16 protein-coding genes are annotated in these 13,491 nt (G+C 54.6%); 4 read left to right on the top strand and 12 right to left on the bottom strand.

All coding sequences use genetic code 11. The features are described from left to right. Positions 1 to 19: 19 nt before the first annotated feature. From LAO76_12090 to LAO76_12065, 6 genes are all read right to left on the bottom strand, one after another. Positions 20 to 1,744 (bottom strand): cbb3-type cytochrome c oxidase subunit I, encoded by a 1,725-nt coding sequence (locus LAO76_12090; protein MBZ5491661.1) that lies wholly within the window; start codon positions 1,742 to 1,744, stop codon positions 20 to 22. A gap of 118 nt (positions 1,745 to 1,862) precedes the next feature. Continuing rightward, positions 1,863 to 2,657 (bottom strand): cytochrome C oxidase subunit II, encoded by a 795-nt coding sequence (locus LAO76_12085; GenBank protein ID MBZ5491660.1) that lies wholly within the window; start codon positions 2,655 to 2,657, stop codon positions 1,863 to 1,865. Continuing rightward, a complete protein-coding gene (gene pdxT, locus LAO76_12080; protein ID MBZ5491659.1) occupies positions 2,638 to 3,216 on the bottom strand; it encodes a pyridoxal 5'-phosphate synthase glutaminase subunit PdxT in 579 nt (192 codons plus the stop codon). The genes LAO76_12085 and pdxT overlap by 20 nt, the downstream gene beginning before the upstream one ends. A gap of 182 nt (positions 3,217 to 3,398) precedes the next feature. Beyond that, positions 3,399 to 4,412 carry a pyridoxal 5'-phosphate synthase lyase subunit PdxS gene (pdxS, locus tag LAO76_12075; protein MBZ5491658.1) on the bottom strand — a complete coding sequence of 338 codons (1,014 nt, stop codon included), beginning with the start codon at positions 4,410 to 4,412 and terminating at the stop codon, positions 3,399 to 3,401. Positions 4,413 to 4,507: 95 nt separating this feature from the next. Further along, a complete protein-coding gene (locus LAO76_12070; GenBank protein ID MBZ5491657.1) occupies positions 4,508 to 5,014 on the bottom strand; it encodes a PaaI family thioesterase in 507 nt (168 codons plus the stop codon). A 158-nt stretch (positions 5,015 to 5,172) separates the two neighbouring features. Further along, on the bottom strand, positions 5,173 to 5,748 hold the full coding sequence (locus tag LAO76_12065) for a methyltransferase domain-containing protein (protein ID MBZ5491656.1): 576 nt from the start codon (positions 5,746 to 5,748) through the stop codon (positions 5,173 to 5,175). A gap of 143 nt (positions 5,749 to 5,891) precedes the next feature. On the opposite strand from LAO76_12065, the gene miaB reads away from it, so the two are divergent. The 3 genes from miaB (at position 5,892) to LAO76_12050 (ending at position 8,324) form a co-directional block, all read left to right on the top strand. Next, positions 5,892 to 7,175: a tRNA (N6-isopentenyl adenosine(37)-C2)-methylthiotransferase MiaB gene (gene miaB, locus LAO76_12060; GenBank protein MBZ5491655.1), complete on the top strand. Its 1,284-nt coding sequence runs from the start codon at positions 5,892 to 5,894 to the stop codon at positions 7,173 to 7,175. A gap of 243 nt (positions 7,176 to 7,418) precedes the next feature. Further along, positions 7,419 to 7,904 carry a bifunctional nuclease family protein gene (locus LAO76_12055; protein ID MBZ5491654.1) on the top strand — a complete coding sequence of 162 codons (486 nt, stop codon included), beginning with the start codon at positions 7,419 to 7,421 and terminating at the stop codon, positions 7,902 to 7,904. A 96-nt stretch (positions 7,905 to 8,000) separates the two neighbouring features. After that, positions 8,001 to 8,324 (top strand): hypothetical protein, encoded by a 324-nt coding sequence (locus LAO76_12050; protein ID MBZ5491653.1) that lies wholly within the window; start codon positions 8,001 to 8,003, stop codon positions 8,322 to 8,324. Between the two features lie 142 nt (positions 8,325 to 8,466). Here LAO76_12050 and truB read toward each other — a convergent pair whose 3' ends face one another. Continuing rightward, entirely contained in the window at positions 8,467 to 9,345 is an 879-nt protein-coding gene (gene truB, locus LAO76_12045; GenBank protein MBZ5491652.1) for a tRNA pseudouridine(55) synthase TruB, read from the bottom strand. 49 nt (positions 9,346 to 9,394) lie between these two features. On the opposite strand from truB, the gene LAO76_12040 reads away from it, so the two are divergent. Continuing rightward, the gene (locus LAO76_12040; GenBank protein ID MBZ5491651.1) at positions 9,395 to 10,096 is read left to right on the top strand and encodes a rhomboid family intramembrane serine protease; all 702 of its coding nucleotides are present in this window, start codon (positions 9,395 to 9,397) and stop codon (positions 10,094 to 10,096) included. A 26-nt stretch (positions 10,097 to 10,122) separates the two neighbouring features. Here the strand turns inward: LAO76_12040 and LAO76_12035 are convergent, their stop codons facing one another. The 5 genes from LAO76_12035 to LAO76_12015 are packed head-to-tail and all read right to left on the bottom strand — an operon-like array spanning position 10,123 to position 13,366. After that, on the bottom strand, positions 10,123 to 10,845 hold the full coding sequence (locus LAO76_12035; protein ID MBZ5491650.1) for an SDR family NAD(P)-dependent oxidoreductase: 723 nt from the start codon (positions 10,843 to 10,845) through the stop codon (positions 10,123 to 10,125). Next, on the bottom strand, positions 10,845 to 11,450 hold the full coding sequence (gene folE, locus LAO76_12030) for a GTP cyclohydrolase I FolE (protein ID MBZ5491649.1): 606 nt from the start codon (positions 11,448 to 11,450) through the stop codon (positions 10,845 to 10,847). The genes LAO76_12035 and folE overlap by 1 nt, the downstream gene beginning before the upstream one ends. A 27-nt stretch (positions 11,451 to 11,477) precedes the next feature. Further along, positions 11,478 to 11,900, bottom strand: a complete 423-nt coding sequence (locus LAO76_12025) for a 6-carboxytetrahydropterin synthase (GenBank protein ID MBZ5491648.1) — start codon at positions 11,898 to 11,900, stop codon at positions 11,478 to 11,480. Further along, a complete protein-coding gene (locus LAO76_12020) occupies positions 11,897 to 12,307 on the bottom strand; it encodes a 6-carboxytetrahydropterin synthase (GenBank protein MBZ5491647.1) in 411 nt (136 codons plus the stop codon). Before LAO76_12020 ends, LAO76_12025 begins: the two co-directional genes overlap by 4 nt. Before the next feature lie 15 nt (positions 12,308 to 12,322). Beyond that, on the bottom strand, positions 12,323 to 13,366 hold the full coding sequence (locus LAO76_12015; protein ID MBZ5491646.1) for a glycosyltransferase: 1,044 nt from the start codon (positions 13,364 to 13,366) through the stop codon (positions 12,323 to 12,325). Positions 13,367 to 13,491: the final 125 nt, after the last annotated feature.

The raw sequence follows: 13,491 nt of genomic DNA, 5'->3' as shown, positions 1-13,491 counted from the left end.
AGATGTCGCTCCCACCGGTCTAGCTGGCCGGAGCGTCCTGCATCACAAAATCTTTTTTCGCTCCGGAAACATTGTACTCATAGGGTCCATGATTTATCTGAGGCCGCCGCTCGCCAAATCCCTCTGCAGGAACTGGAGAGCTCAAAGTCCACTCCAACGTGGTGCATTCCCAGGGATTAGCCTCCGCCACTTTGCCCCTGAACATGCTCCAGAATAAATTCACCAAAAATATCAGCTGTCCGCCCATCATAGCGATGGCAGCCATCGTCACAAATTTTTGCAACGGCGCCATGGCCGCTACATATTGTACGCCGCTCAGCTCGGAATAGCGCCGCGGATGTCCGGCAATTCCCAGCAAATGCATTGGCATAAATGTGGCGTAAGCGCCAAGTAGCGTAATCCAGAAATGTAGCCGTCCCAAGGTCTCATTCATCATTCGGCCAAACATTTTAGGAAACCAGAAATATGTGGCGGAAAAGATGGCAAACACACCCGCCATCGCCATGATCAGGTGAAAATGCGCAACCACGAAATATGTGTCATGCAGATAAGTATCGAGCGCGGGCTGGGCCAGGATCGGGCCGGTCAGTCCGCCAGTGATGAACAACGATACGAAGCCGGCGGAAAAGAGCAGCGGCGTGGCGTAGCGGATTCTTCCGCCGTAGAGCGTCGCTACCCAGTTAAAAGTTTTGATGGCGGAAGGAACAGCGATAGCAGTCGTCAGTGTCGAGAACGCGAAGCCCGCATACGGGTTCATGCCGCTTACGAACATATGATGCCCCCAAACCATGAAACCCAGGGCGCCAATCGCCAGCGTGGCGCCAACCATCGCTTTATATCCGAAGACTGGTTTGCGCGCGAAGACTGACAGCAGGTGCGAGGTAACACCCATCGCGGGAAGGATGGCGATGTAAACTTCTGGGTGCCCGAAGAACCAGAACAGATGTTGCCACATAAGCGGCGAACCGCCGGAATGAGCGATTGCTTTACCGCTTACCAGCAGTCCGCCGGGAATAAAGACGCTCGTCCCTGCGTGGCGGTCGAGCATCAGCAGAACCACCGCAGCCAGCAAGATGCCAAAAGCGAGGAGAATCAGGATCGAAGTGACGAACCAGCTCCAGCACGTCAGCGGCATGCGCATCCACGTCATCCCCGGTGCGCGATGACGCACAGTGGTGGCCACAAATCCCACGGCGCTCATGAGCGATGAGAGACAAAACAGCCCAATACTGACCAGCCATAGATCGGTTCCCAGACCCTGTCCGGGACCAGTCGAAGCAAGAGCACTTAGCGGTGGATATTGCGTCCATCCAGCTCCCGACGCGCCGCCCGGGACGGTGAAAGCCGCCATCAATACAAAGAATGCAAGTAAAGCTGTCCAGAAGCCCGTGGCAGTGAGCCGCGGAAATGCCATGTTCGACGTGCCCAATTGCAGAGGAAGAAAGAACGTTCCAAAACCCGCCTGCGGCACAGTCGAGAGGACAAAAAAAACCATCAACGTTCCGTGCATCGTTAGCTGAGCCAGATAATTTTCTGGTTTGATCTCACCGAGCAAGGGAATTGCAGCGTGCGGCCAGACCGGATGGATGCGCATCAGCAATGAAAGCCATGCCCCCACCAGCACGGCAGCCAGCGAGAGAAAAAAGTATCCGAGGCCGATGACTTTATGGTCAGTGCTGAAGACAAGGCGGTTTTTCTGAAATCCCGAGCGGAGCGAGGGATCCCGATTCTCACCAGAAGTCATAAGGAATATTGTTTTCTCATTACTACTAGGTATCACCGCTCCGAATCACGGTTTCCGCCCCCAGATCAATTTAACTGATACGATTCCCTCGCGGCGCTCTGGATTTCAAAAAATGAAGTCAATGCGCTCTCAACCACTTCTCAAATTCCTCTTCGCTCACCACCCGCACCATCGCGCGCATGCGATAGTGCCCAAGTCCGCACAATTCAGCGCACGCAATTTCATAGCTGCCTGTCTGAGTAGGAGTGAAATGTGAATGAATCTCCATTCCCGGGACCGTGTCCTGCTTGAAGCGCATTGCTGGGATAAAAAGACTGTGAATCACGTCCTGCGCCCGCAGATGCAGGTGCACGCTGTGACCAACGGGAACAACCATCGCCGTAGAGAGAATGTCGTCTCGCCCGGCGGGATCGCTGGGATCAATGCCCAGCGGATTGCCTTCGTCCGGGCGAGCAAACTTCTGTGCGTCGGTTCGACCAAAAACTCCGTCAGCTCCGGGATAGCGGAAATACCATTGGAACTGCGCTCCTGTGACCTCAACCTCGATCTCACCCGCCTGATTCTCCGCAGGCATTATGCTTGACCACAAGTGCTCGCCGGAAATGTTGAACCAGAAAAAGATGATCGTGACTGCAAGAGTCCAGGTGACTTCCAGCCGCCAGCTTCCTCTGGATATCCTGCCATCGTCCTGCGGCTTCTTTGACAGAACAAAGATCAGGACAAGGTGACCGACAATAAACAGCGTCCCAAATATCCAAAAGGCGATCTTGAATTGATGATCAATAGGCGCGGAACTTGCGGAGGCCCCGGCAGGGAACCAGTATGGACGAGCGAGGAAAAGATAGACACAGCCAAGGACAATCAGCAGCAGGGCGAGCCGCAGAGCTCTAGACTTATTTCCGCCGATGGCCATTCTTCACCATCTTGACGAACTCCTGGTGGACACGCGTGTCTTCCGATAATTCGGGATGGAAAGTCGCAGCCATAATTTTCCCCTGGCGCACCAGTACCGGATCGCCGCCTGCCGTAGCCAAAACCTCAACGCCTTTTCCTGTGCCCACGATCTTAGGCGCGCGAATGAACACCATCTCCAGAGGTTTTTGTCCCAGCTTGCTCTGGGCTTCGCGTATTGAGCTGTCAATCTGGCGGCCGTAGGCGTTGCGGCGGATGCGTATGTCCATCGCTGCGAGCGATTGCTGCGGCGGGTTCTCAACATGTCTGGCCAGCAGGATCGCGCCGGCGCAGGTCCCGAAAGTTGGTTTGGTGGAAACAAAGTCGCGCAGCTTTTCCAGGAATCCGCGCTCGGCCAGAAAATTCAGAAATGTGCTGGACTCGCCACCGGGAATCACAATGCCATCAATCGCATCAAGTTGCTCGGGTTTGCGCACCAGCGTGACTTCGACGTCCAACTGCTCCAGCCGCGCCTTGTGCGCTTCATAGTCACCCTGGATGGCTAAGACGCCGATTTTCATGGTTTTTCTTTGTCCCGAGCGAAGCGAGGGAACCTCTTCTTGTCCCGAGCAAAGCGAGGGAACCCTACGACTTAAATTGCTCTAAGAGGAAAAGATATGTCGCAACGCCGATTGGTGCAAATATTTTGCGAGCAAGTTTTCGTGCTGATAGGGATCCCTCGTTTTGCTCGGGATTTAAAAACCTACCATCCCCTCGTCTGCAACATATCCGCTTCCGCCATTGCCGCTACAGCCAAGCCCTTCATGGCACCGATCAAGTCCTCGCTGACTTCAAGCAATACTTTAGGATCGTCAAAATGCGTGCAGGCGCGGACGATAGCTTTCGCTCGCTTCTCCGCTTCCTTCGGCTCGCAGAAATTCAGGCCGTCAGCCATGAAGATTCCTGATCCAACGAACACGGCTTCCGCTCCAAGTTGGCGGACCAAGGCTGCGTCGGCGGGCGTCGCAATCCCGCCAGCGGAGAAGTTCGGCACAGGCAGCTTGCCCGTTTTTGCCACAAGTCGAACCAGCTCAACTGGGGCTTGCAAATCCTTGGCCTGGGCATAAAGCTCTTCTTCAGAGAGTGCCTTTAAAGTCTTCATTTCGCGCATGATCTGCCGCATGTGTTTTACGGCATGGACTACGTCGCCCGTCCCGGCCTCGCCCTTGGTACGAATCATGGCTGCGCCCTCCGCGATGCGCCTCAGCGCTTCGCCCAGGTTGCGGGCGCCGCATACAAATGGCGTCTGGAAGGCATGCTTATCCACATGGTGCGCTTCGTCAGCTGGGGTCAGGACTTCGGATTCGTCAATGTAATCCACGCCCAGCGCCTGAAGAATTTGCGCCTCAGCAAAATGGCCAATGCGGCACTTGGCCATCACCGGAATAGAAACTGTCTCCATGATCTCGCGAATCTTCTTGGGCGATGCCATACGGGCCACGCCACCCTGTGCGCGAATCTGGGCCGGAACGCGCTCCAAAGCCATCACCGCAGCAGCGCCGGCTTTTTCGGCGATCTCTGCCTGGCGAGCGTCGGTCACATCCATGATCACGCCGCCCTTGAGCATCTCTGCCAGTCCGGTCTTCAGTCGCAATCCGGAACTGCCGTTCAGCACGGTGCCACCGCCGTTGGGTGTGACCGTGACATTGTGGCCGTTGGAAACAGGTTTGTGGGCCTTTGCCGGCGTAGCTTCTTTCTTTCCCCGTGATCTAGACATTGCGAACTCCCGCGCCGTGTTCACGCTGGTGCGTCACGGCGAAACTTGTATGGCTGAACTCTTATTTTACTCGGTTGGAAGGATTTCTGCTGCAATCAGGCTTCTCTTTCGTTATCCGCAACGATGCCCGCTGGAACTCCGTGCCGGGCAAACATCTTTTCCGGATCAATGGCGATGAACGTTCCTGTACTCCGCGCCAGAACTTCACCCTTGGCATTGCTGATCTCAGCCATGTTGATGTGGCGTCGTCCATCCACGCTCTGCTCCGCGCTGGTGACGGTAAGCGGTTCGCCCAGAGGCACAGGTTTCAAATATTTGATTTCCATGGACGCCGTGAGCGCCAGCACGTTGCGAAACTTGTTCACCTTGCCCATGGCTTCATCCAGAATGGTGGCGATAATGCCGCCATGCGCGTGGCCGGGAGGTCCGGTATATTTGCGCGACAGCTTGAAGTGGCAAATGGCTTGACGCGAATCTTCGTCCAGTGAGAACTTCAGCCGCATGCCCTGGGGATTGTCGTGACCGCAGCCAAAGCAATGGTTCTTGCGCGGTTTGGGTTTGCCGACGACCGCGTGTCCGTGAGAAATTTTGCGTTTTGCCATTTGCGTGAAGCAACGATTATAGCAATCAGCAATTGGCACTCAGCATTCAGCCAAACCAATTACCGCAAAGGACGCCACGGACGCGAAGGAATAGGCGCATCTCTTCTGAATTCTGGTTCTCCTTTGCGTCCGTTGCGGTGAAAAGGTTTTGCTAAATGCTATTTCCTCGCCACCAGCTCCGCCACACCCCGCTGCTGAACTGTCTCGTGGTAATGCAACACGCGCATCGATGAAAATGCGTGTAGCAACTCATTCGGCTCAAGCAGGAACAGGGGATGACTGGGGCCACCCGCAAAGTTCTTCTGCTCGGTTGTGTAGGTTTTATAAATCAGGAACCCGCCGGGCTTGAGCGCCGATATCACGGCAGGGAAGAGCTCGCGCTGGAGAAAGAAGAAGACAAGAACCAGATCGTATTGCTCGCGGCCGAGATCTTGCACGACGTTCAGGTCGAGGACTTCGGTAAGGATCGAACTAGAGGTATTTGTGCTCTGCGCATTCTCCTGTGCCTTTTGAATGCCAACCTCTGAGATATCTAGCAGCTTCACTCGCCAACCGCGTTGCGCCAGCCAGATCGAATGCCGTCCAACTCCGCCGGCGACATCCAAGGCAAGGCCGGGAGATGTGCCAAAAAGGAACTCATCGTAAGCGCTCAGCAGAAACGGATCAGGATCGAGCGAGCCGTGCGAGCCCTCGCTGTATTTCTTGTTCCACGATGCATTTTCGTCAAGTTCCATTTAATTCTTTGTGACCTTCGCGCCCTTTGCGGTGAAGAGACACTAAAGAATAACCGCAATCGCCGCTATTTTGCTGCGTTATACTGGATGCTGTGAGCGCAGAGCAGGAAAAGACGTTTTACCTTGAAACCTTTGGCTGCCAGATGAATGTGCATGACTCTGAAAAAGTCATTGGCACGCTGGTGCATCAAGGGTACCGACAGGTCCAGACTGTCGAAGAGGCCGGACTGGTCCTTTACAACACCTGCTCCATCCGCGATAAGGCGGAACAAAAAGTTTTTCATCGCCTGAACGACTACAAGAAGCTCCAGTCACAGGGCAAGAAATTTGGCGTGCTGGGCTGTGTGGCGCAGCAGGAAGGTGAAAAGATCTTCGACAAAGCGCCCTACGTCTCGCTCGTGGCTGGCTCAGCTTCTTACCGCAACTTGCCGGCCATGCTGGTACAGATTGAGGCAGGGGACAATCGCGTAACTGGGCTGGACGATCGCCAGACCGATCTCACTTTTGAAACCGACTTCACCGCGCGCACCAACCCGCACCGGGGTTACATCACCATCATTGAAGGTTGTGATAAGTTCTGCGCCTACTGTGTGGTGCCGTACACGCGCGGCAAGGAGCGCAGCCGCACATCGGATTCAGTCATGGCCGAAGCTCGCCAGATGGCTGATCTTGGCTATACCGATATTCAACTGCTGGGCCAGAACGTAAACGCTTATGCCGATCCGCTGGGCAAGAAGACGTTTGCTGAGCTGCTGTATGCGATTGGCGAAATTCCCGGCGTTCGACGCGTGCGCTTTACCACGTCCCATCCGCGGCACTTCAGCAAGGATATTGTGGATGCCATCGTAGCCTCACCCCGCCTGTGCGACCACATTCATCTGCCGGTGCAGAGCGGATCGTCGCGTGTGCTGAAGGCCATGAACCGCGAGTACACGCGCGAAATGTATCTGGAAAAAATCTCATGGATGAAAGGCGCGAAGCGCCCGCTTTCGATCACCACGGACGTGATTGCCGGTTTCCCGAATGAGACAGCGTCCGAATTTGAGGAAACGGTTACTCTGCTGCATGAGTGCCAGTTTGACGCCGTTTTCACCTTCAAGTACTCGCCTCGTCCCAACACGCCGGCGCTGAGCATGATTGACAGCATCAGCGATGCAGAGAAGTCCAAGCGCCTGCAGATCCTGCAGGAACGCCAGCGAGAGATTCAAAGGATCAACTACGAAAAGCGAGTAGGCCAGACGCTTGAAGTAATGGTTGAAGGCATAAATGAATCACGGGGACAAATGATTGGGCGCACGTCGCAAAACATCACCCTGAACTTTACCGCGCCGAAAGAGGCCGTACCGGCCGTGGGCAGTTATGCTAACGTGCTGGTTACCAGGAGTTTCCCTAACAGTCTGTTGGGTGAAATGGTTTACTTGAGGTGATTCGGTGCGCCGATCACGCGCCGAGTCGATTAATTTAGGAGCATAATTGGGTTAACGGACGAGTGATTGACTCAGGAGCATAAATGCTGATGGCGTGAAAGTCGGCCCTTAGCGGTTTGGAGCACAGCGACATTCTGTAAGACGAGTAATGGGCGAGGCCGACCACGCGCCGAACCGATTGACATCGGAGCATAATTAGGTAACGGGCGAAGCATCCCCCCGGCGGTTTGGAGCGCAGCGACAATGGAAATAGAAATGAAAATTCGCGGATTGATGATGGATCCTGTGACCAACATGCCCATCGTCGTATTGAAGGATATTGGGAGCGATACGGTCCTGCCGATCTGGGTCGGCGTCTATGAGGCCAACGCCATCGCCCTGGAGATCGAGAAAGTCAGCACGCCACGCCCCATGACGCATGATCTGATCAAGAATCTGCTGATCGGCCTGGACACGCATGTCCACAAAATTGTGGTGAATGAGCTGCGCGACGACACATTTTTCGCCGTAATCTGGATGGAGCGTGAGGGAAGAGTCATCAGCATCGATTCCCGTCCGTCAGACGCTCTGGCGTTGGCTCTGCGTCTGGATTGCCCCATTTACGTTGAGGATGAAGTGCTCAAGACCTCCAAGGTGGCCAGCACCGCTGCGGACAAAATCTCTTCTGACGATCTGCGTAAGTGGTTGGAAGGCTTGAATGACGAGGACCTGGGTCACTACAAGATGTAGAGGCCTTTTTAGCCACGAATAAACGCGAATCTCGCGAAATCCGAATGAACTCTAATTTGTGAGTTATTCGCGTAAATTCGCGGCTCAGCTTTTTTCATGCCCAATCCCGAACACCAACTCCAGCGCCTCTATCTGGCCGGCTTTGACCTGCAAACCTTTGAGCGCTTTCCCAAGGCCGTGGGAGTCCTGCGCGACGGTTGTCTGGCATTTCTTGTCCCCGGGCCCGACGGGTTGCAGATTCTTGGCAATGTCGGCTGGCGCATGGGAGAAAGCCTTGGTCCGCTGGTACAGCGCGAAGGCCGCCAGGTTTTTGTCCATAAACAGGAAATGATCGAAGCCACGCCCGAACGGATTGCCACGCTGGAGCGGTTTCGATCCGATTTAAAGGCTATTCTTCGGGGGGAAGAGGCGATTCAGTAACAAGGTCACTTTTTCCGACCTAAGGAGCCCGCAGATCACAGCATTTCGTTTAGTTTACATAATATCTGTTATCAGACATTGTAAATGGCGAGCCAAGTCAGCCATACAGCCGCCCATTGCGATCTATAGACCGGCATTTCCATTATCCGCACAGTACTACTTTAGGTTGGAATAGCGTCCCCGCGACTCTTCGGGCGATTGCCAGCAGTTCCCTTTGCCCAGCAAACACTCTGACGATGGCTGCTTTGCTGAATTCCGGCAGGTTGACCGCGCCGCCGTGGCGGATTCTGGCCGCACTTTCAGGCGACGCAACGACGGCGGGAAATTCCGGCAGCACCAGCCGGGGATGGAGAAAGAGATCGTCAAGTGTGTTGCTCGCCTGGGCTTGTTCCAGTTGTTCCAGGCTGTGCGCTTCGTCGATCGTGAATTCACGGACAGCCGTCCGTTTAAGCGCGGCCAGATGTCCTCCGCATCCCAGCTTTTTTCCAAGATCATGCGCCAGTGATCGCAAATATGTTCCCGAACTGACCCAGGCGTGGAAGCAAACTGTCTCGCCGTCGCAATCATAGAACTCCAACGTTTTGATTTCGACTTGCTTGGGCTTAAGCTCTACTGGCTGCCCTTTGCGCGCCAGCCGATGCGCGGGGATGCCGGCAATTTTCTTGGCGGAAAATGGCGGCGGATACTGAGAAATTTCGCCAATAAACTCCCCGGCAGCGGCTTGCACCTGCTCCAATGAGAGCTCGACAGATTGTTTAAGGCCCGCAGGCTGGCCTTCCGCGTCGTAAGTGTCGGTCGCCCAGCCAAACCGAATGGTTCCTTCGTAGCGCTTGTCGGCCTCGTTATAAAACTGCGCCAAGCGGGTAAAGCGGCCAAGGACCAGCGGCAGCACGCCGGTCGCCATGGGATCGAGCGTGCCAAGATGGCCCACGGACTTTTCACCGACGATGCGGCGCACGCGCGCCACCACGTCATGCGAAGTCATTCCAGCCGGTTTGTCGACGATCAATACAGCGTCCACTTGAGTAACTCCGTTGAATCAAGCATCATACTGAAGAAGCTGCCACCGCATGTTCCCCATCCGAGACGACGCTCCCCGATCGACAACACCGTTTATCAACTACTTTCTTATCGTACTCAACATTGCGATTTTTCTTTTTGAATTGTCACTGCAGGTCTCCGGAGGACCCCGCGCCCGGGCCGACTTTGAAATGCAATTTGCGTTTGTTCCGGATCACGTAGCTGCCTGGATGAAAGGGTATCTGCCTGCGTCAGTTGCTTTTGTTCCCTTTCTCAGCTCCATGTTTCTTCATGCTTCCCTGCCTCATGTGCTGCTGAATATGTGGGGGCTGGCGATTTTCGGAGACAACGTTGAAGACCGTCTTGGTCATTTTCGTTATCTGGCCTTTTACCTTGTGTGCGGCTTGGCTGCCGGCGTCACGCATTTGATTTTCAATTTCACTTCCACAGTGCCCACCGTTGGCGCCAGCGGCGCGATTGCCGGCGTTATGGGAGCTTATCTGGTCCTTTATCCGCGGGCGCGCGTGCTAACGTGGTGGGGATTTTTTGTCTTCTGGCTGCCCGCGTGGCTGGTGCTGGGATACTGGCTCATCATCAACCTCTTGAGTGGCGCAGCTTTGTCATTATCGGAGTCCAAAGGACCTGTGGGCGGCGTGGCGTTTTGGGCGCATGTCGGCGGATTTGTGGCCGGAATGTTGTTGATCCAGCTCGTGCCTACGCGAAAAAACGTGTATGCCTTTGAAGATTACTGAGTAAGTGGGATTACCAGGTTCTGCTGCTAGAGCACCCCCGCAGCTGGCCCAATGCGAATCTCTTCAATGGCGGTGTTCGCAGGAGCTGAAACGGCATGCAGCACCGCCTGCGCCACGGTTTCAGCCGAGATCATCTTTTCTTTTGGTGCGTCCGGCCAGAACTGGCTCCAGATGTCGGTGTCCGTGGCGCCCGGCAGCAACGCAAGAACGCGGATGCCACGCTTGTGCAGGTCTTCACGCAATGCGTGCGTGAAACCCAGAGCGCCAAACTTCGACGCATTGTAAGCGGCCATGCCGGCGAACGGCTGCAACGCCGCAACCGAAAGATTGTTCACAATGGTTCCACCCGCGCGCATCAACGGCAGGGCCGCTCGCGTGACTAGGAATGTGCCAGTCAGGTTCGTATCGATGACTTCTTTCCAGGTTTCAATCGATAGCTGATCCACTGGCGCAAGCGCGTGAGCTACTCCAGCATTGTTGATCAGCACGTCGATCACGGAGTGCTGTTTGCCGATTTCGCGGAAAAGCTTTTCCACTGACGCAGGATTTCGGACGTCACAGGGAATGCCGGCAACTTGTTTTTTTTCAGAGATCGTCGCGGCGGCTTTCTGAAGGCGCTTCGCGTCCCGGCCGGTGATGACCACTGAATAGCCGCTCGCTGCGAAAATACGGGCCATCGCCAGGCCAATGCCGCTGCCGCCGCCGGTAATGACCGCGACTGGATTTTGCACGACATTCGTTGCCGGCATTAGAACGAATTTCCGTTTTTACCGTTGCGTATCAGGGAAAGAAACTCTTCTCGCGTATTCTGCGCGGTGCGGAAAGTGCCCAGCATATGCGAAGTTACAGCAGCGGAATGCTGCTTTTCCACGCCGCGCATCATCACGCACAGATGGCGCGCTTCAATCACAACGCCGACGCCCTGAGGATTGATAGCGTTCTGGATGGTTTCAGCAATTTGCACGGTCAGGCGTTCCTGCACCTGCAGGCGGCGGGCAAAGATATCGACCAGCCGGGGAATCTTGCTCAATCCCAGGACCTTGCCGTTTGGGATATAGGCAACGTGGACTTTGCCAAAAAACGGCAACATGTGGTGCTCGCACAGGCTGAACATCTCAACGTCTTTAACGATGACCATTTCATCATAAGGCACGTCAAAGAGTGCGCCCCGCAGGACCTTGTCCGCATCCTGGTCATAGCCCTTGGTCAGATATTCCAGAGACTTCTGCATGCGCTCCGGCGTTCGCAAAAGGCCGTCACGGCTGGGATCCTCACCCAGGCGCACCAGCAGTTCACGCAGTAACTCCTGCGTGCTGACTGCGGATACCGGCGAGGCTTCGTCAAATTTCTTCACAACAGCTCCTGATTTCACCAAAATCTCCTAGTAGCGGATTTCCCTGCCCCCGGCGTATTCAAAGGAATTGAGCATGGTTTCCTCAATACGAACCTTTTCGACCTCTGCATGGTGAAAGTCCCTTTCCAGAATATCGAAGACTTCAACGCACAGGTTTTCCGTGGTCGGCACGGTGGTTTGAAATTCCGCCAATGTATTGAGGTTCTGGTGATCAAAACGTTCCAGGATTTTTTCATGCACAAAAGAATCGAGATCAACCAGGTTACAAACCATGCCCGTTCGCGGGTCAACCCGGCCAGAAACCGTGACTTCAACTGAATAATTGTGGCCATGACCGTGTGGATTGTTGCACTTACCATAGACGGCCTTATTCTCCGCGTCTGACATTTCCACGCAATGCAGCCGGTGCGACGCCGAGAACAGATATCTTCTGGTCAGGTAGGCTTTCATGCTTCTCCGTAAAAATCCACAAACAGATCCGGTGTTTCATACACGCGGACGCGATGCAGTTCGGCCAAATTAAGCTTGGGCTCGAGGCGTCGCCAGATGCTAATGGCCAGATTTTCGGTCGTGGGAATCTGATCTTTGAAATCGGCAACTTCCTTGTTAAGGAAGCGATGGTCCATTGCCTCAATCACCTCGCGGTTCATGATCTCCTTTAATTCTTTCAGGTCCACCACAAATCCAGACCGCTGGTCCACATTGCCCTTTACCGTAACTTCCAGCGTGTAATTGTGTCCATGGCCGTGCGGATTGTTGCACTTGCCAAAAATGCGCTGGTTTTCCTCCGGGGTGAATTCCGGATTGTGGTAGTAATGCGACGCTGAAAACTCCGCTTTCCTTGTCAAATAAACCATCAGATTTGAGATTCCTTAGCGCAGATCGCCTTTTCGAGTAGATGAATCCGCAACTGCCTTAGGTGCAGATTGTAAGTACGTCCGCCCCTTCCATGTTAACTCGCCCCGCCGATTGAAATGGAGGTGTGACCGCAACAAAAGTGACACATAAATCGGTAACCCTATGAAGGCCATGAGGTTAGCCTTCCAGGGGAAATGCGCCTGACGAATTCGGAAAAGAAAAATCAGATAGAAAATCGTCCCTATCGCCAGGAACACTGCTCCACTCTCGAATTTGTCTAGGACCACCATGCCAAGCCCGGCTCCGAGCAGGAGCGCAATCGCAATGAACTCAAGCGCACGCCTTGCTGCCAGCAATACTGGCCGACGGAAAAGAATCGCCAGGCCCTTCGACCATCCTTCCCACATGGCGCTAAATGTACGGTACATTCTGGTGCGCACCCGTCCCGCACCATAGCCAAACCAGATTCTATGACCTGATACTTTAAAACTTTTTGCTAACTCAATGTCTTCAAGCACATTGAGCGGCAGCACTCCATGGCCTCCAAGAGCTTCATATACCTCGCGCCGAACCAGGATGTATTGCCCGTTCGCCGCCACCGTGGGGTCTGCGGGATCGTTGATTCTTTCCGACGAATAGATCCGCACAAGATCGGCAAAAACCAGCGGCATTACCGCCAGCTCCCACCATGAGGCGGTTTCCTGCTCAGGCGAGTATGAGAACAGATCGACTTTGCGGCTCTCAGCTTCACGCACGGAAGCTGCCAGCGATCCCGGGTAGTGGAAGGTATCGGCGTCAGTGAACAGCAACCATTCGGCAGTGCTTCCGGCCGCCCCGGTGACAAGCGCATTAACTTTCCCCGTCATTCCCGGCTTAAGTTCGCCCGCGCTCAGCACTCGCACCCCGGAAAATGATTCCGCAATGGCCCGGGTTCGGTCTGTCGATCCATCGTCTACCACTTTGATTTTAAAGGAGATGCCCTGCTGGGCCACAAGCGACTGAAGGCACCGGCCAAGGCAATCCTCCTCATTCCGTGCGGGAATGATGATGTCGACCATCCGTTTTGCGCGGTCAGTTTCCATCAGAATCGGGTTATTATAAGGGTGTGAAGCCCTTTCGAATTCTAATTCCGGTCCTTCTGGCGGCAGTTTTGGCAGGCTGCGTTGGCTGCAATGATCAGCCC

The organism is Terriglobia bacterium, assembly GCA_020072645.1.
GTDB lineage: Bacteria > Acidobacteriota > Terriglobia > Terriglobales > Acidobacteriaceae > Angelobacter.
This window is presented reverse-complemented; position numbering and strand designations above follow the sequence as displayed.

What these genes read in the sequence shown, in the direction of transcription:
- LAO76_12070 (MBZ5491657.1), bottom strand. Translation starts at nt 5,014, where the DNA reads ATGGCAAAACGCAAAATTTCTCACGGACACGCGGTCGTCGGCAAACCC.
- LAO76_12025 (MBZ5491648.1), bottom strand. Translation starts at nt 11,900, where the DNA reads ATGAAAGCCTACCTGACCAGAAGATATCTGTTCTCGGCGTCGCACCGG.
- LAO76_12035 (MBZ5491650.1), bottom strand. Translation starts at nt 10,845, where the DNA reads ATGCCGGCAACGAATGTCGTGCAAAATCCAGTCGCGGTCATTACCGGC.
- miaB (MBZ5491655.1), top strand. Translation starts at nt 5,892, where the DNA reads ATGAATGTGCATGACTCTGAAAAAGTCATTGGCACGCTGGTGCATCAA.
- pdxT (MBZ5491659.1), bottom strand. Translation starts at nt 3,216, where the DNA reads ATGAAAATCGGCGTCTTAGCCATCCAGGGTGACTATGAAGCGCACAAG.
- pdxS (MBZ5491658.1), bottom strand. Translation starts at nt 4,412, where the DNA reads ATGTCTAGATCACGGGGAAAGAAAGAAGCTACGCCGGCAAAGGCCCAC.
- LAO76_12065 (MBZ5491656.1), bottom strand. Translation starts at nt 5,748, where the DNA reads ATGGAACTTGACGAAAATGCATCGTGGAACAAGAAATACAGCGAGGGC.
- LAO76_12015 (MBZ5491646.1), bottom strand. Translation starts at nt 13,366, where the DNA reads ATGGTCGACATCATCATTCCCGCACGGAATGAGGAGGATTGCCTTGGC.
- LAO76_12055 (MBZ5491654.1), top strand. Translation starts at nt 7,419, where the DNA reads ATGGAAATAGAAATGAAAATTCGCGGATTGATGATGGATCCTGTGACC.
- LAO76_12090 (MBZ5491661.1), bottom strand. Translation starts at nt 1,744, where the DNA reads ATGACTTCTGGTGAGAATCGGGATCCCTCGCTCCGCTCGGGATTTCAG.
- LAO76_12050 (MBZ5491653.1), top strand. Translation starts at nt 8,001, where the DNA reads ATGCCCAATCCCGAACACCAACTCCAGCGCCTCTATCTGGCCGGCTTT.
- LAO76_12020 (MBZ5491647.1), bottom strand. Translation starts at nt 12,307, where the DNA reads ATGGTTTATTTGACAAGGAAAGCGGAGTTTTCAGCGTCGCATTACTAC.
- LAO76_12085 (MBZ5491660.1), bottom strand. Translation starts at nt 2,657, where the DNA reads ATGGCCATCGGCGGAAATAAGTCTAGAGCTCTGCGGCTCGCCCTGCTG.
- LAO76_12040 (MBZ5491651.1), top strand. Translation starts at nt 9,395, where the DNA reads ATGTTCCCCATCCGAGACGACGCTCCCCGATCGACAACACCGTTTATC.